Origin of the sequence: Vallitalea okinawensis, assembly GCF_002964605.1 — a bacterium.
Lineage (GTDB): Bacteria > Bacillota > Clostridia > Lachnospirales > PQDH01 > Vallitalea_A > Vallitalea_A okinawensis.
This window is the reverse complement of record NZ_PQDH01000002.1, coordinates 139,594-159,451: the sequence shown is the minus strand read 5'-3', so window position 1 is coordinate 159,451 and position 19,858 is coordinate 139,594. Positions and strand designations below refer to the sequence as shown.

The window sequence follows — 19,858 nt, the reverse complement described above, 5'->3', positions numbered from 1 at the left end:
AAATAATTTGACGATAAAAATAATATAGAGCAATTTTGGGGTTATAACTAAGGGGATGAAAGTAGGGATAAAATGCTGGGTAATATATTTAAAGGGCTTGAAAAATACGGACTTGATAAGACAAAAGGTATAGATATTTATAATGATGGTGAGCAGATTGACATTGAACATAAAACCATAGTTGAAAAGGAAGCTTTGTATGATAAAAGCTATATATGTCCCGTCTGTAAATCAAAGTTTAAAGATAAAGCAGTAAAGTCATCCAGGCAACGTATTTTAAGCATTGAATACGATTTAAGACCTGTTTACGATTATTTCGAGATGTATAAATACGATGTTGTCGTTTGTCCACAATGTGGGTATGGAGCATTGAACAGTGTATTCACAAAAATAACTCCCATTCAAGCAAAAGTCATTGAGCAAAAAATAGGTACAAAGTTTAATGCTGAAACTTATCCAGATATTTATGACTACAAGACCAGCGTATTGCGTTATAAGTTAGCATTACTGAATGCAGTTTTAAAGGGTGCACCATCTATTGAGAAAGCTTATTTATGCTTGAAATTGAAATGGCTGTTTGATGTAGCTATTGAATCCATAGAAGATGATAATCATCCCGAAGTCATTGAGTATAGGCAACAGAAGGATAATATAACAGAACAAGCTTTGAAAGGATTTTTAGATGCCTATCTCAAAGGACACTTCAGCAGTTTTGGATTTGATGAGAGTAAGTTGATGTATATCATTGGTCAACTTTACTCAGAGTTAGGTCAGGATAAAGAGGCCTATGAGTGGTTTACAAAGGTAGCGTCCTATGCAGGAGCTAACTTTAGATTAAGGGATAAAGCTCGTGATCGGCGTGAAGAATTACGCAACGTATAAATTTGTTAATCGATAAATATGCTAAATACATAAAGTGCATTGATGGACTAGATCCAATCAATGCACTTCTCATTTACTCATTTATGATACTATTTGTTTTGATCATAGCACGTGGTATAGCGTCTTTAGAGTTCTTCCAAGGCTCGTCCTTAAACCGATGATCAAACTTAATCGTAAACCACTCTAAATCGTCTTCTATACGCTTTAAATTGGACATCTGAATATCGATGATGATATCCATGAACTCATCCAATTGCTTTTGATTAAGATGCTCTGATGCAACAGAGTATATTTGATAAAAATGCTCAAAGCAAAAACCTTTACTTGAACGAAGATGTTCCCACATACTAGGATCTTTTTTCAATAAGAAAAAGAAAGTATCAATATACCGATCATAGGTTGAGTTAACACGGTTACAAACATAACACCCATTGATCTTTTCTTCCATAAAGGAATGAAATGGGTTTGAGCCATCTTCGGAACCCTTAGTAAAGAATTTTTTCAAACCACTGTTTGAGTTTGGACGATGAGTTGCTAGTAGTTTTTCCATCTCTTCACGTGTTTTTAGTATATGAGTATGTAACATAAGAGCTAAGCCAAGACGATTTTTTTCCTTATACAGTTTTTCAATATGCTCCTTACAGAATCCGTATTTATTGGTTTCTGTTCTTACGTCATCTTCCATATAAGAAGGACCTAACACAAAATTGATGGTATCTCGTTCAAGTTTACTCTTCATACTACAAAAGGGACATTCGTGATCATCTTTAAATCCATCTAAAACTGGAATCGTATATATATTTTCCTTCATACCTTTCACCTCATTAAATACCTAAAGTTGATTATTTCAGTTTAACTCTCCAGACTTTGAAATATAACAATTATAACATACTTCTCCATCCCATACATATGAAAAGAGGTATTTATCTGAATTTCATGATAAATGAACAGAAATCAACCTAAAAATCTTGTCAAAAAACTATAAAATTGCCCCTTGTCTTATCATACATACAGACTTATACTTTTTCTAGAGAACAAATAATACTGGTGGGGGATAAATGAATGAAATCTAATTCTAAAAAAACGATTTTTATACTTTTAATGATTTATGCTCAGTTATGTTTTATAATAGCGTTGCGAACGAATATTTTTTCTATTATCCAAAGTGATTATAATTTAGATTACAGTCATATAGCAACCTTAGTACTGGTTTCAGGTATACTCATGCAACTAGCGATCTATTTATCTGGCCACAGTATCAAAAGACTTGGTCATAAACCAACGTTGTATATCGGCATGAGTATTGTTGGTATAAGTATACTGTCCATGATTACAGTTAAATCCATTTTTGTATTTGATACCTTGTTTACCATATACATGTTTGGGTTTGGTTTCTGTATTTTAGCCTTAAATATGTACACTGGTGTTCTAGCAGCGAATAGAGGAAAAGCGTTAATGATCCTTCACTTTGGTGCATCCATTGGTTTTAGTATAGGTCCTAAAATGTTAAGCGAACTAATGAGCAGAGGAATAACATGGCAAATGATTATTAGTTTGTCTAGTATCCCTGTTTTCATTTTACTGATCCTTTTATTCCTTGTAAAGGAATCATCAGATGTTATAACTACTGAAGAGAAGTTGGACACGGATCAAAATAAAACTGCTAAGTACAATATGAAGAGTACTGTTGTTATCATGTTTATTTTCATATACATATCTGCACAGATTTGGGAGTATGGTGTTGGCACATGGTTTATCATTTATGCAAGAAAAACTAATGGCTTAACTGAATTCCAGGCAGCTAACTACTTAACCTTATTCCTGGTTTGCTTTCCTATAAGCAGATTGTTACTTAGTAAAGTGGTTACAACTTTAGGAGAATATAAGAGTTTACTGATTTCTTTCTGTGCTAACTTTGCTTTAATTCTTCTAGGATTAGTAACAGGGCAATTAATATTGATTTCACTAACAGGTATATTTACCAGCTTAACTTATCCATTAATCATGACGATGATGCAAGAGAATCTGGGAGAAGATAATGCAGAACTGATTGGTTGGATTTCTATGATGGGCGGCATGTTGCAATATGTTTTTATGTGGTTTGTTGGTAAATTAGGGGACATTTTTGGTATACAAGTCGGATTTGGCAGCTTAATTATTTATACAATATTAGGAGCACTAAGTATTATCGTTCTACAAAAAGCATTAATAAAAGAAAGAAAACAGCAAAATATAACTCCTACAATATAACAGTTGTTTGTGTGGAGAGGTTCTTTTATAATAGTTAAAGGACTAATCAATTCCCTACTATCAGGTTATGAAGGAGGAAGCAATGACTACATTTATTAAGGAAATAGAAGATTTTGATCTTGAACAAACCCTAGAGTGTGGACAATGTTTTAGATATATGAAATTAGATGATGGGCACTATAAGGTGATTGCTCATGGCAAGGTATTAGAAGTTATGCAAAAAAATAATGAAATCCACTTCCATCATACAACCCTAGAAGAATATCATGATACTTGGGTACATTATTTTGATTTGGATAGAGATTACAGAGGTATCAAGAGTAGTTTTGAAGAAGATTTGGTTATGAAAGAAGCTATCGCTTATAAGCCAGGTGTGCGAATCATAAAACAAGAGGTATGGGAGTGCTTAATATCCTTTATCATATCACAAAACAAAGCCATTCCTCATATTCAAAAAATCATTAAGAATATCTCAGAAGCTTACGGTGATTACATTGGAGACCATGATGGAGAGAAGCTCTATACCTTCCCAACGCCTGAGCAATTAAGAGAAGCTACAGAGCAAGATATAAGAGATTTGAAGGCAGGTTTCCGTGCCCCCTATATTATTGATGCGACTAGAAGAGTTCTTACTGGAGAATTAGATTTACATGGTCTACAAGAGCTAACTACTGAAGAAGCTAAAAAGGAATTGTTGCAGATTAAAGGTGTGGGCAACAAGATAGCTGATTGTGTACTTCTTTTTTCATTAGGACGTCATGAGGTATTCCCAATTGATATCTGGGTAAAAAGGGTCATGGAGTATTTTTATTTAAAAGAAGATACGAAATTAGATGCTATTCAAGTCTATGCTAAAGAGAAATTCGGACGACAAGCAGGATTTGCTCAGCAGTACTTATTTTACTATGCAAGAGAGAAGAAAATTGGTAAATAAGGGGTTAACATGGGTATAAAAACGACTTAGCAGGACATAATATGTAAGAAATTAATGGAACATAATCAATATGCATAGGAATATTGAGTAATAAAGAGAATAAGTGAGTTAATCAGGAATAATAGGATTCACAATGAGTATAAGCTAATATTTTCCTATTTCTCATATTTGCATAAGTTTTAGGTATTTAATAAACTAGTTAAAGAAGTTAGCACTCTTTAAAGGTGAGTGCTAACAATATGAAATTTCTGTAAGGAGGTATTTTTTATGAATTTAGTACCATTAGGTGACAGAGTTGTACTTAGACAACTTGAGGCTGAAGAAATGACAAAGTCAGGTATCGTATTACCTAACCAAGCTAAAGAAAAGCCACAAGAAGCTGAAGTAGTATCCGTTGGACCAGGTGGCATTGTAGACGGTAAAGAAGTTAAAATGGAAGTTAAAGCAGGCGATAAAGTTATTTATTCTAAATATGCTGGAACAGAAGTTAAATTAGAAGGCGAAGAGTTCATTATTGTTCGTCAAAACGATATTTTAGCAATCGTACAATAGTAAAAGGGAGGTTTATATAAATGGCTAAAGATATTAAATTTGGTGCAGAGGCAAGAAAAGCTTTAGAGTCAGGTGTTAATCAATTAGCGAATACAGTTAAAGTTACACTAGGACCTAAAGGTAGAAATGTTGTTTTGGATAAGAAATTTGGTACACCATTAATCACTAACGACGGTGTTACAATTGCAAAAGAAATTGAATTAGAAGATCGTTTCGAAGATATGGGTGCACAACTTGTTAGAGAAGTTGCAACTAAGACTAACGATGTTGCTGGTGACGGTACAACTACTGCAACTGTATTAGCTCAAGCTATGATACAAGAAGGTATCAAAAACATTGAAGCTGGTGCAAACCCAATTATCTTAAGAAGAGGTATGAAAAAGGCAACAGATGAAGCTGTAGTATATATCCAAGGTGTTAGCCAGACTTTAGCTGGTAAAGCTCAAATCGCTGAAGTTGCTGCTATTTCTGCTGGTGACGATGAAGTAGGTCAACTTATTGCTGACGCTATGGAAAAAGTAACAAATGACGGTGTTATCACTGTTGAAGAATCTAAGTCAATGGAGACTGAATTAGAACTTGTTGAAGGTATGCAATTTGACAGAGGTTACTTATCTCCTTACATGGCAACAGATATGGATAAGATGGAAGCTGTTTTAGAAGATCCATACATCCTTATTACTGATAAAAAAATTGCTAACATCCAAGAGATTTTACCTGTATTAGAGCAAATTGTTCAAGCAGGAGCAAAATTACTTATTATTGCTGAAGATGTTGAAGGTGAAGCATTAGCAACATTAGTTGTTAATAAATTAAGAGGTACATTTAACTGTGTAGCTGTTAAAGCTCCTGGTTTCGGTGATAGAAGAAAAGCTATGTTACAAGACATCGCTATCTTAACCGGTGGTCAAGTGGTTTCTGAAGAAATTGGTTTAGACCTTAAAGAAACATCATTAGAAATGTTAGGTAGAGCAAAATCTGTTAAGATCCAGAAAGAAAACACAATCATCGTTGATGGTTATGGGGATCGTGGTGAAATCGATGCAAGAGTTAACCAAATCAAAGCTCAAATCGAAGAAACTACTTCCGAATTTGATCGTGAAAAATTACAAGAGAGACTTGCTAAATTAGCAGGTGGTGTTGCATTAATTAAAGTTGGTGCCGCTACTGAAACAGAAATGAAAGAGAAAAAATTAAGACTTGAGGATGCTTTAGCAGCTACAAGAGCAGCAGTTGAAGAAGGTATCGTTGCAGGTGGTGGTACTGCTTACGTACACGCTACTAAAGGTATCGAAGCTTTAGTTGAAAAATTAGAAGGTGACGAAAAGACTGGTGCCAAGATCGTATTTAAAGCTTTAGAATCTCCTCTTCGTCAAATCGTTGCAAATGCTGGTTTAGAAGGATCAGTTGTTGTAAATAAGGTTAAAGAGTCCGAAGAAGGTGTTGGTTTCAATGCTTTATCAGAAGCTTATGTTGATATGGTAGCTGAAGGTATTATTGACCCAGCTAAAGTAACAAGAAGTGCATTACAAAACGCAAACTCAGTAGCATCTACATTATTAACTACTGAATCAGTTGTAGCAGATCAACCAGAGCCAGAACCAGCTATGCCAGGTGGAGCACCAGGTATGGGCGGTATGGGTGGCATGGGAATGATGTAATCAAAAACATGTTGCATGTAAAAAGACTAAGGATTAAATCCCTAGTCTTTTTTTCTTGTAGAATTTTTTGAAAAAAAATTTACTATATGTATGGTGTTCATTCTTTTATCTCAGCCTTTGTTAAAGCACTATTAACAGCGTTCATTATATATGCTGTAGTTTCTACAGCACCATCATTAGGCTTAACTTCTTTAATATCACCCTTTTTTTCCATATGTTCATTGATATTTGTCATCGTTTCTTCTAGCAAAGGATACATCATTGACAAATCAGGGTCTAAATCTTTAAAGCTAATACTTTGTATTTCATTATCATATATAGTTACGTTGACACCAACGACTTGATCGTTGAGTATAACTGATGACGTGTAAATACCTGGGGTATAATGAATGGTTGGTTCAGAATCAGAATTCCCGGGCATAAACATGTAAATCAATACGATAATTAAAATTATACCAAGTAAAGCAAACAGGGCTGTATAAATAATATCTTTCATTTTGAGTATGATAATTTTGGGTGTGCTCATACTATAGCCTCCTTATAACCTTCCGTTAATATATTTTATTTAACAAGGTGTGGAATTATGAATAAGGTTTTTAAAATGTATAAAAGTATTCACAGGATATCATATGAGTTAAATACTAACTATAAAACCAACAATTTGATTGAGCCTTTAATCCCACAATATTAAAGGAAAGCAATAATCTTTTTGGGTAAGGTAAAACATGTTAAGTTCCATATATATAATCTATATATTTTGTGTTATAATAATGATATTGATTCTATTATTGAATTATGTATCAAAAGTACTTTACTTTTGACCCACAAATATTACTGTTAATACATATAACTGAAAAGAGGGCTAGACAATGAAAAAAGCAATGATTTTACTATTATCACTCATGTTAACGTTTGTATTCGTGGCGTGTAACAGTAGTGATACAGACCAACCAAAACCTCAACCTAATAATGAAATAAGTGAAAAAGAAGAGAACATTCAACCAGTAGAAGTTGAAGAGGTTACACCAGAAGAAACAGATCAGTCTGAAGAATCTACAGAAGAACCTACAGAAGAACCTACAGAGGAGACTAAAGAAGAAGTGGTTTTGGAACCTGAGCCGATTAACTATGAAGAGGTTCAACCTAACGAAATCGGAAGCATTATGGTGGTAATGTATCATGGTATCATGGATAATCCACCTTATCATCGAACTGCAGAAGATTTTAAAAAAGATCTTAGTTACATGTATGAAAATGGGTATCGTCCTATATCTATAGAAGATTATATAAATAACAATATTACTGTACAAGCTGGATTAACACCGATTGTATTGGCGTTTGATGACGGACTATCCTCATCATTCTCCTTAACGAAAGGTGATGATGGTACCTTAGTACCTAAAGAGGGTACCGCTGTTTATATGATGGAGGAGTTCTATAAGGAACACCCTGATTTCGGCAAAGCTGCAACCTTTTTTATCAATGGTGACGATGCATTTGGAGAAGGCGATGGAACTTATAGGGAACGATTACAATGGCTTGTTGATAACGACTATAGTTTAGGGAATCATACTGCAACACATGCTCATTTAAATACCTTATCAGCTGATGAACTTCAGAAAGAAATGGCTATCGTTGATGAAATGATCTCAAATGCAGTACCAGGTTATGAAGTAAGATCTTTAGCGTACCCATTCGGTGAAAGACCATTAAATGCTATTGATCTTGTCGAAGAAGGCACATATAATGATTATACATATACAAATGAAATTGCGTTTAGAGTAGGGTACAGTGCACCATATGTTGGACCTAATCATATTAACTATCAACCTTTTAATCATCCTAGGGTGACTGCTTCTGAGGGGTATGATTGGGACTTATGGTATGCCTTTAATTATTACGAACAAAGTCCAAATCAACGTTATCGATCAGATGGTAATCCAAATACCATTGCAGTACCAAGTAATCAAGAGAAGAATGTAAATATGGATAGTTTGGGTGAAAAAGAATTAATTGTCTACTAGAATAAGCTTATTAGGGGATGACCACTATCAATGTTGGTCATCCTTTTTAGTTTACTAATAGCTTTAGTATTTTTGTACTCCTATAGAATCTCTGATATAATGGGAGAATATAAGATTAGGTAATATTTTTAGATATAAGGTAGATAAAGTATGTAAGGAGTGATGAGATGCCTATAACATTTATTTGTGGTGGGGCTGGTTCTGGTAAAACAGATCATATTTATAAAGGGATTATAGGTCTATCTGAACAACAAACGGATAAAAATATATTACTCATTGTACCAGAGCAATTCACTATGCAAGCACAAATGGATATAGTAAGTCGTCATCCAGATAGAGGTATAATGAAAATAGAAGTGTTGAGCTTTCAGCGTCTTGCTTTTCGTGTTTTTGAAGAGGTAGGCATGGCTATGCAAAGAACACTTGAGGATACAGGTAAGAGTATGGTCCTTCGAAAAGTTGTTTCAGAACATAGGAAGGATCTTAATTATTTTACAAACATGGTAGATAAGTTTGGTTTTATCGATAACCTTAAATCCATTATTACTGAATTTCATCAATACGAATATGGCAGTGAGGATTTAAGCAATCTGTCTGCTGTCATAGAAGAACGCCCCATTTTGATGGATAAGATTAATGATTTACAACTCATTTATGAGGCATTTAGTGAGTACATAAAGGATCATTATATAACCACTGAAGAAACATTGGACTTGCTGCAAGGTAGCCTTCATAAATCTAATCTATTAAAAGATGCCATTATTATCTTTGATGGTTATTACGGTTTTACACCTCAGCAATACAGTATTATCAATTTATTGATGGATATTACCCAGCACCTGATATTCACGATTACCATTGATCAAAAGGAACAATTACAAAGGCAACTTGACAAGACTCATCTGTTTTATACCAGTAAGGACACCTTTGATCAGTTGTGTAAATTAGCTCAAGATAAAGAAATAAAAATTAATCGTCCTATTATGATACAAGAGGAATTGAAATGTTTTAAAGAGGATTTATTACATCTGCGTAATAATATATTCCGTTATCCATATGAAGTTTATCAAGGGAAAGAGAATCATGTGAACGTAACGTCATCTATTAATCCTTTAAAAGAGTGTGAATATGTTTGTAGACAGGTTTATCATTTGGTTAAGGAAAAAGGCTATCATTATAAAGATATTGCTATATTGACCGGGGATATAGAAGGGTATAAGCAACCCCTTGAACGACTTTTTCATTTATATCACATTCCTTATTTCATCGATAGTAAGCGTGAGATCCTTTCTAATCCTTTAATTGAACTTATCAGAAGCTTATTAAATATATATGTCAGCAACTTTAGTTATGAGAGTATTATGCGTTTCTTAAAAACAGGATTTTCACGTTTAGATATGGAAGCCATCGATTTATTAGAAAACTATGTTTTAGAAAAAGGTATTAAAGGGAAAAAGAATTGGTTATCTGTAGAATGGATTGATGCCTATGAGAAAAAAGAACATCTATCTGAGGAGAACCTTGTTAGGCTTAAGCGAATTGAAGAAGCTAAGCACAAGTTTATCGATGAAATTCAAAGTTTCACTGGCTGTATGGCATTGAAAGATAAAAGAGTCAAGGACTTAACTGAAGCATTATACGATGTCATGATTGAATTAGAATGTCCCAAACAATTACGAGCAATGCAGGAGAACTTTGAGATAAAGAATGAATTAACAATGGCTAAAGAGTATGCTCAGATCTGGAAGACAGTAATGGAATTACTCGATCAAGTGGTAGAAATTCTTGGTGAAGAAAAAATTTCTATCAAAGATTATGCAGGACTCATTGAAGCTGGGCTGGAGCAGTGTAAGATTGGATTAGTCCCTCCAAGTATTAATCAAATCATTGTAGGTGATTTGGAGAGAACCCGGTTACATGGAATTAAAGCTTTGTTTATAATGGGTTTTAATGATGGATTGATTCCTGCGGTCAGAGATGAGAGAGGGCTCTTTACCGATGATGATAGAAATCTGATCAATGAAAAGAGTAAGGGTATTGGATCAAGTAATAAAGAGAAAGTAAATGAGGAGCATTTCTTAGTTTATAATGCCTTAGCAAAACCAAAAGAAAGACTTTACTTAAGTTATTCATTAGCCACTAATGAAGGTAAACCAATGAGTGAATCCTTTTTACTCAAGCAAATTCATCGTATTCTTCCGCTCACAAAGGAAGAGTTCGACGATCCTAAATGTTGTGATGAGCGTCATATAACGATGCCAAGACCTACACTTTTCAATTTGATACAAGAGAAAAGAAAAGATGGTGAATTAGATGAAGAGTGGCTAAAAGTAGAGCAATGGTTTGAAAGTAGTGAGGAATGGAAGTTACGGTATGGAAAAATTAAAGGTGGCTTTGACCACGAGAATCAAGAGACTCATCTATCAGATGAAGCTGTAGTTCAACTTTATGGTGATGTTTTACATGGCTCTGTTTCCAAACTAGAGAGTTATGCGGCTTGTCCTTTTGCATACTTCCTACGCTATGGTCTAAAAGCTGAAGAAAGAAAACTGAATGAAATCAGTCCTCCAGATGTAGGGGTTTTTTTCCACATGGTATTAGAAGTTTTCGCAAGAAAGTTGCAATATAGAGGCTTGGAATGGAGTCAGCTAGATGAAAAGACTCGAGTGGAGTTATTAGAAGATAGTATTGAAGAAGTTTCACCACTCATTAAATACACTACCTTCTTACAATCCAATCGTAGCAATTATTTAAAGTATCGTCTAAAGAAAATAACCCAAAAAGCAGTATCCACCTTACAAGAACACTTAAATCAAGGAGAATTTGTACCTAAAGACTTTGAATTGGATTTTGGTGAAAATGGAAAGCTGCCAGCCATTAAGTTTGAATTAGAGGATGGCAAAGAGATGCAGCTAACAGGGAAAGTCGATCGGATAGATTTACTTGAAGAAGAGGATCACTACTATGCTAAGATTATTGACTATAAATCTGGAAGTGAAAAATTTGATGTCGTAGCTATTTATAATGGTTTACAGCTTCAATTGATTGTCTATCTAGATGCTTTGACTGAATTAGGTGAGCAACATTTTAAGAAACCCATTAAGCCTGCTGGTGTTTTCTACTTCAAAGTTGATGATCCTATTATTCAAGAACATGGTGAGATCACTGTGGAACAACTTCAAAATAAATTATTTTCTGAAATGAAGATGTCAGGTCTTGTATTAAGTGATGAGTCTATCATTCGTAGGATGGATAAAAGTATGAACACAACTTCACAGATCGTTCCTGTTAGATTAAATAAGAGTGGAAGTTTCTCAAGTTATTCATCTGTAGCTGATGAAGAAGGTTTTCAAATTTTACAGAACTATGTAAGAAAGAAAACAAAATCTCTTGGACAGGATATTTTATCAGGTAAAGTGAGTATTGAACCTTATAAGCGAAGCACAGAAACAGGTTGTGATTACTGTCAATATTCATCTATATGTCAATTTGATTTGAAGTTTAAAGAAAATGAATACAACTATATTGAAGATATCAAAAAAGATTTTTGGGATCTTATTCAAAAAGAACTGGAAAGCTGAGGCTAACCAGTTCTTTTTCATATTAATTAGTTCTAAAAAAATTTTCTTTAAATATAATAAAGAGAGATAGCAAAGGACAAGTGTGCGAACGAGAAAATAATTGCCGCTAGGAAAGTAGGATTCCTTCCTTGATTATTTAGCTTAGCAAAATACGAACTTTCCTATATTATAAAAAAGGGATACGGGATCTTTTGTAGTATATAATATATAGAGGTTTTTTTAGGAGGAGCAATGATGATTCTAAGGGAGGTTTATGAAGATAAGGAAGAGCAGTTGTTAAATCAATTTGCTACCAGAAGTAAGTCGTCTAAGGGAAGAAAGCAAGAAGAGGAAAAATGTGATATAAGAACCGAATTCCAACGCGACCGTGATCGGATACTTCATTGCAAGGCTTTTAGACGATTAAAGCATAAAACTCAAGTGTTTATTGCACCAGAAGGTGACCATTATCGAACTCGCCTTACCCACACATTAGAAGTTGCTCAAATAGCACGAACAATTTCAAGAGCGCTAGGTCTTAACGAAGACCTGACAGAAGCCATTGCTTTGGGACATGATCTAGGCCATACACCTTTTGGTCATAGTGGTGAACAAGCATTAAATGAAATAACAAAAATGGGATTTAGACATAATGAGCAGAGTGTAAGAGTTGTAGAACAGATCGAAAAAAAAGGTGCTGGACTGAATCTTACCTATGAAGTGATTGATGGTATCCTCAATCATCCTACATCCAATCAACCTCATACATTAGAAGGGCAGGTAGTACGAATTTCGGATAAAATAGCCTATATTAATCATGATATTGATGATGCAGTTAGAGGAAAAGTATTGGATTTAGGTCGTTTACCAGAGGAGCCTGTTAAAGTTCTTGGAGATACCAGTAGGGAACGAATTAATAACATGATTCATAATCTAATCATACATAGTCTTGATCAAAATAAAATTACAATGAGTGATGCTTATAGCATGGCATTAAAGGAAATTAGGCAATATATGTTTAAGAACGTATATATTGGGTCAAAAGCTAAAGAGCAAGAAAAGAAAGCTAAAGATTTAATTAAAAGTCTCTTTTTCTACTATCATGAGAATTGGGAGGCAATGCCTGATGAATACACCAGTTTGATTATTAAACATCAAGAACCTATTGAAAGGGTGGTGTGCGATTATATCGCAGGTATGACAGATACTTTTGCTATAAATGCATACTGTAGACTTAAATTACCAAGACCATGGGATATTTATTGACATTGCTTTAAAAAGCTGATATTATATAGGCTTGCTCGAAAAAAATAAATAACAATAATATATAAATGCGCAAAAAAAATAAAATCAATAAAAGGATTTTAATTTGTTTTGTCGAATATATAAGAGGTATCAATAACATGCTAAGCATGTTTATAAATATTCAATTGAATAAAGGGGTATTTGATGTATTATCCTGAAGAATTAATTGAAGAAATTAGATTACGTAATGATATAGTAAATATTATTTCAGAATATATACAGCTTAATAAAAAAGGGAGTTCTCATTTTGGGCTTTGTCCATTTCATAATGAGAAAACACCTTCCTTTAGTGTGAGCGCTGACAAACAAATTTATCATTGTTTTGGTTGTGGCGCTGGTGGCAATGTTTATACATTCATTATGGAAATGGAAAACTATGCCTTTTTGGAAGCTGTTAAACATTTAGCTGATAAGGCAAATATTACCTTACCTACTCCAGAACTATCTGAGGAAGCAAAGAAAAAGCTTCAACACCGACAACAGTTATTGGAGATTAATAGGGAAACTGCCAAATATTTCTATCACCAACTCTATTCTAACAGAGGTAGTGCGGTATTGCAATACCTATTTAATAGAAAAATTGAAAAAGATATCTATAAACGATTTGGTTTGGGTTACTCAAACATAACTCGACATGATTTATTTCAATATTTACGATCAAAGAAATTTGATTTAGAAGCTATATCAGAACTTGGACTCATTATTCCTGAGAAAAGTGGTAATGGCTATTTTGATCGCTTTTGGAATCGCTTAATGTTTCCTATCTTAGATGTCCACAACAAGGTTATTGGTTTTGGTGGTAGGGTACTTGGAGATGCAGAACCCAAATATCTTAATTCACCTGAGTCCAATATTTACAACAAAAGAAAACATCTTTATGGGTTAAATATTGCTAGAACATCAAAGAAACCTTATGCCTTAGTAGTTGAAGGCTATATGGATGTGATAGCACTTCATCAAGCTGGATTTGATAACGCTATAGCCCCATTAGGGACTGCATTTACACCAGAACAAGCAATGTTATTACGACGTTATTTTACGGATGTTGTACTTGCTTTTGATAGTGATCAAGCCGGGGTGAAAGCTACATTAAGAACCATACCTATCTTAGAGCGAAACGGTCTTAATGTAAAAGTACTAACAGTAGTAGACTATAAAGACCCAGATGAGTTCATTAAGAACAAAGGAAGTGCTGCTTTTGAAGAATTAGTCAATGAAGCTGTTCAAGGAGTTCTTTATGATATTACTGTATTAAGAAACCAGCATGATATTAATCAACCAGATGAGAAAATTAAGTTCATTGAAGCAGTTACTAGACGGCTCTTAGAGATTGAAGATAACGTAGCTAGAGACGTTTATACAGAGGATATTGCAAAACGTTTTGGAATTTCTCTCAATATACTAAAAGAGCAGATGAAAAAAGTAATACAAAATACTGGAATTGTTAATCATAGTAATAAAGCAAAGAAAGAAGTTAAAGCTAAGAAAGAGGATCAAGAAGACAGCACTGATAAAATTCAGAGCAATATTCTTTCACTCATCATTCAATACCCAAGTTTCTTTAATGCGATAAAGGAACATGTAGTAGTTGATGAGTTTATTAGTCCCTTTTATAGAAAAGCCGCTGAATATGTATATAAACAGCATGAAAAAGGAAATAATATTCAACTAGCGAGTATTATTGCTCTATACGATGAAGTTGGCGAACAAAACCGTATCACAAATGTATTAAATCCTACAATCAAATTTGAATCACAACTTCTAGAAGAGAAAGCTATTAATGAGTTAGTAAAAGCTTTAAAACAAGCTAATATAGATTATTACAGTCGAACTACTACAGATATTAATCAGTTGAACAAATTGATTCAGATGAAGAGGCAATTACAATCCATTAATATATCTTTAAATTCTAAAGAGGATTAAACAGGATTACGAAAGGATGGTTTCCGTGCAATCTAATGATGCTGAAAAATTAAAGGAAAAGATGAGGCAGATCATAGAAATTGCTAAGAAAAAGAAAAATGTGTTAGAATACACAGAGATCATGGATTTTTTCCAAGACTTGAATCTTAATCCTGATCAGATTGATAAGATCTATGAGTATCTTGAAAGTCAGGGGATAGATGTTCTTGGAATCATTGATGCAGAAGAAGAAGAAGAAGAGGAAGATATCAATGATATTTCATTACCAGAGGGTATAAATATTGATGACCCTGTGCGTATGTACTTAAAAGAAATTGGTAAAGTACCATTACTATCTGCCGATGAAGAAGTTAAGCTTGCTAAGAGAATGGAAGAAGGCGACCAAATTGCTAAGCAAAAATTAGCTGAAGCCAACTTAAGACTTGTTGTAAGTATAGCCAAAAGATACGTTGGTAGGGGGATGCTTTTCTTAGACTTAATCCAAGAAGGAAATTTAGGTTTAATAAAAGCAGTTGAGAAGTTTGACTATACAAAAGGTTATAAGTTTAGTACCTATGCAACTTGGTGGATTCGTCAGGCCATTACACGTGCTATCGCTGACCAAGCCAGAACGATACGTATTCCGGTTCATATGGTTGAAACAATCAATAAATTAATCCGTGTCTCAAGACAGCTATTACAAGAATTAGGTAGAGAACCTAGTCCAGAAGAAATAGCTGAAGAAATGGATTTACCTGTTCAAAAAGTGCGTGAAATTTTAAAAATTGCTCAAGAGCCTGTATCATTAGAAACACCAATTGGTGAAGAGGAAGATAGTCATTTGGGTGATTTTATTCCTGATTATGAGATGCCAGTACCAGCAGATGCTGCAGCCTTTACATTACTAAAAGAACAACTGGTTGATGTTCTTGATACATTAACTGAGCGTGAGCAAAAAGTTCTTCGATTAAGATTTGGTTTAGATGATGGGCGTGCAAGAACTCTTGAAGAGGTTGGTAAAGAATTCAATGTAACGAGAGAACGTATCCGTCAGATTGAGGCAAAAGCATTAAGAAAATTACGTCATCCTAGTAGAAGTAAGAAGTTGAAGGATTATTTAGAGTAAGGTATAGTCAAAACAAATAGTTATTAAAGCCCTCCATAAATGGAGGGTTTATCTATATCCTATAGTTAATAATAATTTTAATCAAGGCAGTATGGAGGAAAACAATGGAACTATCGAAAAGATTACTGGAGATTGCTAGATACGTTAAAAAAGGAGCGAATGTTGCCGATATTGGTACAGACCATGCTTATTTACCTATCTATTTAGTTCTGAACAAGATTGCAAAACATGTCATTGCCATGGATATTAATAAAGGTCCTTTAGAATCAGCTACACAGAATATCAAGTCTCATCAACTGGATGGTATTATTGAGACAAGGCTTTCTGATGGTTTAAATAAGTTAAAAAATGAGGATGCTATTAATACAGTTATTATCGCTGGGATGGGTGGGCACCTTGTAAAGAATATTATCACAGAAGGTATAGACCAACTTACTAACATCCAACAACTCATATTGCAACCTCAGTCTGACTATGATGTGGTTCGAAGAGGTATTCATGTGTCAGGTTATAAAATAGTAGATGAGAAAATACTTGAGGATGCAAATAAAGTTTATTTTATATTTTTATGTGAAAAAGGCTATGAATCTTATGAACAAGACATATATTATAAATACGGAAAAATACTTTTGCAAAAAAAAGATCCACTGTTATTATCTTATATGAATAGACTGGTTAATCAAAAGAAAAAGGTCATTAAGCATCTCGAAGCACAGTCAAGTGATGAAAGTAAATTACGGCTAAAAGAATTGCAGATGGAGACAAAAGAGTTGGAGGAAGCAATGGAATGAATGTACGTGTAGAAGATATTTGCAAGGCAATGGAGCAGATCGCCCCAACTTATATGGCTGAGAAATGGGATAATGTTGGTTTGCTCGTAGGCAGGAAGGAAAGGAAAGTACAAAGAATCTTACTAGCGTTAGATGCTACACCAGATGTAATTAATGAAGCTATAGACAATAAAGTAGATTTAATTATCACACATCATCCTGTTCCTTTTAAGCCTGTTTCTCGCATTAATTCGGATCATCTAGTTGGCAGGCAATTGCTAGACCTTATGGAGAATAAGATTGCATTATTTACGGCTCATACTAATCTAGATGCTACAACTGGTGGCACAGCCGATGTAGTTGCTGATCTACTAGGGCTTACGGATCAAAAACTCTTAACTCAATTAGGAGTAGAGAAGCTATTAAAGTTGGTAGTTTTTGTACCAGAGAAGGATGCTGAACATGTGAGGCAGGTTATAGGGGATGCTGGTGCAGGGCATATCGGTAATTACAGCCATTGTACTTTTAGTACATCTGGAGAAGGTACATTTTTACCTCAAGATGGATCTAACCCCTATATTGGACAGCAGGGTCACTTAGAAAAAGTTAATGAACTGAGAATTGAGACGATTGTATCAAGCAGTCAAGTAAGTAATGTTATTAAAGCAATGATAGATGCTCATCCTTATGAAGAGGTTGCTTATGATCTTTATCCACTAAAATTAGAAGACCAACCCTTCGGCGCAGGAAGAGTAGGTTATCTAAAAACAACAATGTCACTAGAAAGTTTTGCTAAAGAAGTTAAAGAGAAGTTACAGCTAGAATCCATCCAATATGTAGGTGATCCAAACAAGATTATTAAAAAAGTGGCTTTATGTACAGGGTCTGCAATGGATTTTATTGATGATGCCATAGGATCAGGTGCAGATGTTTATCTAACTGGTGATATTAAGTATCATGAAGCCTCTGATGCAGTTTCAGATGGTATAGCACTTGTTAATGCGAGTCATTTCGGAACAGAATGCCTCATATTACAGATGTTAGAGGAAAAGCTAAATAATATATTCGCAAATGTCGATATTATTAGAACAAAGGTTCAAAAGGACCCCTTTATAACATTATAATAGATGGGGTATGCATAGAAATCAATCTATGTCATAAGCATAAAAAGAAAGAAGTGATGTTACATGCATAAGGAGTCGGTAAAAGTAACATTCAAGGGTGGGGAAGAACTACATGTTCAACCAGGGACTTCATTATTAGAGATTTCAAAAATGATTAAGACAGAGGAAGATACCTTAATCTTAGCTGGTATATTAAACGGCAAGTTAAAAGAATTATTTGAGACTGTTGAAGATGACTGTACAGTATCCTTTATTGATTTAACTCATATTGATGGTTTGAGAATTTATCAACGTAGTTTAAGTCTAGTTTTACTACGTGCGATCTTTGAAGTCATTGGAAGGGAAGAAGTTAAAAAAGTGTCTCTTAATCACTCTATCAATAAAGCTTTGTATTGTGATATTGATGCTCCTATAGTTATAACAGACGAACTTATCCAACGAATAGAAGATAGAATGAAAGCCATCGTTGAGGCTGATGAACCTATTAAGAAACACACACTATCTCTTGATAATGGGTTAGAGTTATTCGAAAAAAATAAAATGTATGATAAGGTTGAGTTGTTTAAATATCGTCGTATTTCAACAGTTAATCTATATACATTAGGTTGGTTTACAGATTATTTCTATGGGTTTATGGCTCCGAGTACAGGTTATCTTAAATGGTTTAAGCTAATACCTTATGATGATGGTTTTGTTCTACAGTACCCAACGAGGAAGAAACCTCACAAATTAATCGAATATAAACCTTTTAATAAATTATTTAGTGTATTTAAAGAGTCTAAACAGTGGAGTAACATACTTAATGTCAATACAGTTGGCGCACTAAATGATAATATATCAAAGAGGGAGATTCGTGACCTGATTCAAGTCTCAGAAGCATTGCATGAGAAGAAACTAGCGGAAATTGCTGATAAGATCATCGATCAGGGCGGAGCAAAAGTTATTCTCATTGCGGGACCTTCTTCAAGTGGTAAGACAACAACAGCTCATCGTTTATCCATTCAGCTGAGAGTAAATGGAGTTAGACCACATCCTATTTCTATTGATGATTATTTTGTTAATAGGGAATTTACACCATTAGATGAAGATGGGAAATATGATTTTGAGTCCCTTTATGCAATTGATATAGAGAAGTTTAATGAAGATATAATGGATTTATTAAATGGTAAAAAAGTTGAAATTCCTTCCTTTAACTTTAAAACAGGGAAAAGAGAATATAAGGGTCACTATGTTGAACTTGATGACAACGATGTATTGGTAGTAGAGGGGATTCACGGTCTTAATGATGAACTGACCAAGGATATACCCAAAGAATTAAAATATAAAATCTATGTTAGTGCCTTAACGCAACTAAATATCGATGACCATAACCGTATACCAACAACAGATGTACGTTTATTAAGAAGAATTGTTAGAGATAATCAGTATCGAGGAATTGATGCATCAAGAACCATTGAGATGTGGCCATCTGTTCGTAGAGGAGAAGAGAAAAATATTTTCCCTTTTCAAGAGGGTGCTGATGTTATGTTTAACTCATCTCATATCTATGAATTAGCCGTACTGAAACAATACGCTGAGCCTTTACTTTTTAATATTACTAAAGATCAGCCTGAATTTTTTGAAGCACGACGCCTTATTAAGTTCTTAGATTATTTCCTAGGTGTTAGTTCGGAAGACGTACCAAGACACTCGATTATTCGAGAATTTATTGGTGGTAGTATTTTTAGAAGTTAGTAGATGCCCCTTACATCAGTGAGGGGCTTTGCAT

At 34.1% G+C, this 19,858-nt stretch carries 15 protein-coding genes; 13 read left to right on the top strand and 2 right to left on the bottom strand.

Features of this window, described 5'->3' with window-relative positions; translation table 11 throughout:
• The first annotated feature begins 72 nt into the window (after positions 1–72).
• Positions 73–882 carry a DUF2225 domain-containing protein gene (locus tag C1Y58_RS05910; RefSeq protein WP_105615091.1) on the top strand — a complete coding sequence of 270 codons (810 nt, stop codon included), beginning with the start codon at positions 73–75 and terminating at the stop codon, positions 880–882.
• Between the two features lie 73 nt (positions 883–955).
• On the opposite strand, the gene C1Y58_RS05905 is transcribed toward C1Y58_RS05910, so the two are convergent.
• Positions 956–1,693 (bottom strand): DUF6062 family protein, encoded by a 738-nt coding sequence (locus tag C1Y58_RS05905; protein ID WP_105615090.1) that lies wholly within the window; start codon positions 1,691–1,693, stop codon positions 956–958.
• Between the two features lie 251 nt (positions 1,694–1,944).
• On the opposite strand from C1Y58_RS05905, the gene C1Y58_RS05900 reads away from it, so the two are divergent.
• From C1Y58_RS05900 to groL, 4 genes are all read left to right on the top strand, one after another.
• The gene (locus tag C1Y58_RS05900) at positions 1,945–3,132 is read left to right on the top strand and encodes an MFS transporter (RefSeq protein ID WP_105615089.1); all 1,188 of its coding nucleotides are present in this window, start codon (positions 1,945–1,947) and stop codon (positions 3,130–3,132) included.
• Between the two features lie 82 nt (positions 3,133–3,214).
• Positions 3,215–4,066 carry a DNA-3-methyladenine glycosylase family protein gene (locus C1Y58_RS05895; protein ID WP_105615088.1) on the top strand — a complete coding sequence of 284 codons (852 nt, stop codon included), beginning with the start codon at positions 3,215–3,217 and terminating at the stop codon, positions 4,064–4,066.
• A gap of 267 nt (positions 4,067–4,333) precedes the next feature.
• Positions 4,334–4,618 (top strand): co-chaperone GroES, encoded by a 285-nt coding sequence (gene groES, locus C1Y58_RS05890; RefSeq protein ID WP_105615087.1) that lies wholly within the window; start codon positions 4,334–4,336, stop codon positions 4,616–4,618.
• A 20-nt stretch (positions 4,619–4,638) separates the two neighbouring features.
• Positions 4,639–6,279 (top strand): chaperonin GroEL, encoded by a 1,641-nt coding sequence (groL, locus tag C1Y58_RS05885; protein WP_105615086.1) that lies wholly within the window; start codon positions 4,639–4,641, stop codon positions 6,277–6,279.
• Positions 6,280–6,376: 97 nt separating this feature from the next.
• On the opposite strand, the gene C1Y58_RS05880 is transcribed toward groL, so the two are convergent.
• Positions 6,377–6,805: a hypothetical protein gene (locus C1Y58_RS05880; protein WP_105615085.1), complete on the bottom strand. Its 429-nt coding sequence runs from the start codon at positions 6,803–6,805 to the stop codon at positions 6,377–6,379.
• Between the two features lie 343 nt (positions 6,806–7,148).
• On the opposite strand from C1Y58_RS05880, the gene C1Y58_RS05875 reads away from it, so the two are divergent.
• The 8 genes from C1Y58_RS05875 to C1Y58_RS05840 all read left to right on the top strand — a co-directional run bounded on the left by C1Y58_RS05875 (position 7,149) and on the right by C1Y58_RS05840 (position 19,824).
• On the top strand, positions 7,149–8,303 hold the full coding sequence (locus C1Y58_RS05875) for a polysaccharide deacetylase family protein (RefSeq protein WP_105615084.1): 1,155 nt from the start codon (positions 7,149–7,151) through the stop codon (positions 8,301–8,303).
• 167 nt (positions 8,304–8,470) lie between these two features.
• Positions 8,471–11,884: a helicase-exonuclease AddAB subunit AddB gene (gene addB, locus C1Y58_RS05870; RefSeq protein WP_105615083.1), complete on the top strand. Its 3,414-nt coding sequence runs from the start codon at positions 8,471–8,473 to the stop codon at positions 11,882–11,884.
• 234 nt (positions 11,885–12,118) lie between these two features.
• Positions 12,119–13,129, top strand: a complete 1,011-nt coding sequence (locus tag C1Y58_RS05865) for a deoxyguanosinetriphosphate triphosphohydrolase (protein ID WP_105615082.1) — start codon at positions 12,119–12,121, stop codon at positions 13,127–13,129.
• A gap of 183 nt (positions 13,130–13,312) precedes the next feature.
• On the top strand, positions 13,313–15,091 hold the full coding sequence (dnaG, locus tag C1Y58_RS05860) for a DNA primase (RefSeq protein WP_105615081.1): 1,779 nt from the start codon (positions 13,313–13,315) through the stop codon (positions 15,089–15,091).
• A gap of 16 nt (positions 15,092–15,107) precedes the next feature.
• A complete protein-coding gene (gene rpoD / locus C1Y58_RS05855) occupies positions 15,108–16,196 on the top strand; it encodes an RNA polymerase sigma factor RpoD (protein ID WP_170311533.1) in 1,089 nt (362 codons plus the stop codon).
• Positions 16,197–16,300: 104 nt separating this feature from the next.
• Entirely contained in the window at positions 16,301–16,987 is a 687-nt protein-coding gene (locus tag C1Y58_RS05850; RefSeq protein ID WP_105615079.1) for a tRNA (adenine(22)-N(1))-methyltransferase, read from the top strand.
• Complete coding sequence (locus tag C1Y58_RS05845; RefSeq protein WP_105615078.1) at positions 16,984–18,090, top strand: Nif3-like dinuclear metal center hexameric protein; 1,107 nt, start codon at positions 16,984–16,986, stop codon at positions 18,088–18,090. Before C1Y58_RS05850 ends, C1Y58_RS05845 begins: the two co-directional genes overlap by 4 nt.
• Positions 18,091–18,153: 63 nt before the next feature.
• The gene (locus tag C1Y58_RS05840; protein ID WP_105615077.1) at positions 18,154–19,824 is read left to right on the top strand and encodes a nucleoside kinase; all 1,671 of its coding nucleotides are present in this window, start codon (positions 18,154–18,156) and stop codon (positions 19,822–19,824) included.
• Positions 19,825–19,858: the final 34 nt, after the last annotated feature.

What these genes read in the sequence shown, in the direction of transcription:
- C1Y58_RS05910 (WP_105615091.1), top strand. Translation starts at nt 73, where the DNA reads ATGCTGGGTAATATATTTAAAGGGCTTGAAAAATACGGACTTGATAAG.
- C1Y58_RS05875 (WP_105615084.1), top strand. Translation starts at nt 7,149, where the DNA reads ATGAAAAAAGCAATGATTTTACTATTATCACTCATGTTAACGTTTGTA.
- groL (WP_105615086.1), top strand. Translation starts at nt 4,639, where the DNA reads ATGGCTAAAGATATTAAATTTGGTGCAGAGGCAAGAAAAGCTTTAGAG.
- C1Y58_RS05880 (WP_105615085.1), bottom strand. Translation starts at nt 6,805, where the DNA reads ATGAGCACACCCAAAATTATCATACTCAAAATGAAAGATATTATTTAT.
- C1Y58_RS05840 (WP_105615077.1), top strand. Translation starts at nt 18,154, where the DNA reads ATGCATAAGGAGTCGGTAAAAGTAACATTCAAGGGTGGGGAAGAACTA.
- C1Y58_RS05865 (WP_105615082.1), top strand. Translation starts at nt 12,119, where the DNA reads ATGATTCTAAGGGAGGTTTATGAAGATAAGGAAGAGCAGTTGTTAAAT.
- C1Y58_RS05845 (WP_105615078.1), top strand. Translation starts at nt 16,984, where the DNA reads ATGAATGTACGTGTAGAAGATATTTGCAAGGCAATGGAGCAGATCGCC.
- C1Y58_RS05905 (WP_105615090.1), bottom strand. Translation starts at nt 1,693, where the DNA reads ATGAAGGAAAATATATATACGATTCCAGTTTTAGATGGATTTAAAGAT.
- C1Y58_RS05895 (WP_105615088.1), top strand. Translation starts at nt 3,215, where the DNA reads ATGACTACATTTATTAAGGAAATAGAAGATTTTGATCTTGAACAAACC.
- addB (WP_105615083.1), top strand. Translation starts at nt 8,471, where the DNA reads ATGCCTATAACATTTATTTGTGGTGGGGCTGGTTCTGGTAAAACAGAT.
- C1Y58_RS05900 (WP_105615089.1), top strand. Translation starts at nt 1,945, where the DNA reads ATGAAATCTAATTCTAAAAAAACGATTTTTATACTTTTAATGATTTAT.
- dnaG (WP_105615081.1), top strand. Translation starts at nt 13,313, where the DNA reads ATGTATTATCCTGAAGAATTAATTGAAGAAATTAGATTACGTAATGAT.
- rpoD (WP_170311533.1), top strand. Translation starts at nt 15,108, where the DNA reads ATGGTTTCCGTGCAATCTAATGATGCTGAAAAATTAAAGGAAAAGATG.
- C1Y58_RS05850 (WP_105615079.1), top strand. Translation starts at nt 16,301, where the DNA reads ATGGAACTATCGAAAAGATTACTGGAGATTGCTAGATACGTTAAAAAA.
- groES (WP_105615087.1), top strand. Translation starts at nt 4,334, where the DNA reads ATGAATTTAGTACCATTAGGTGACAGAGTTGTACTTAGACAACTTGAG.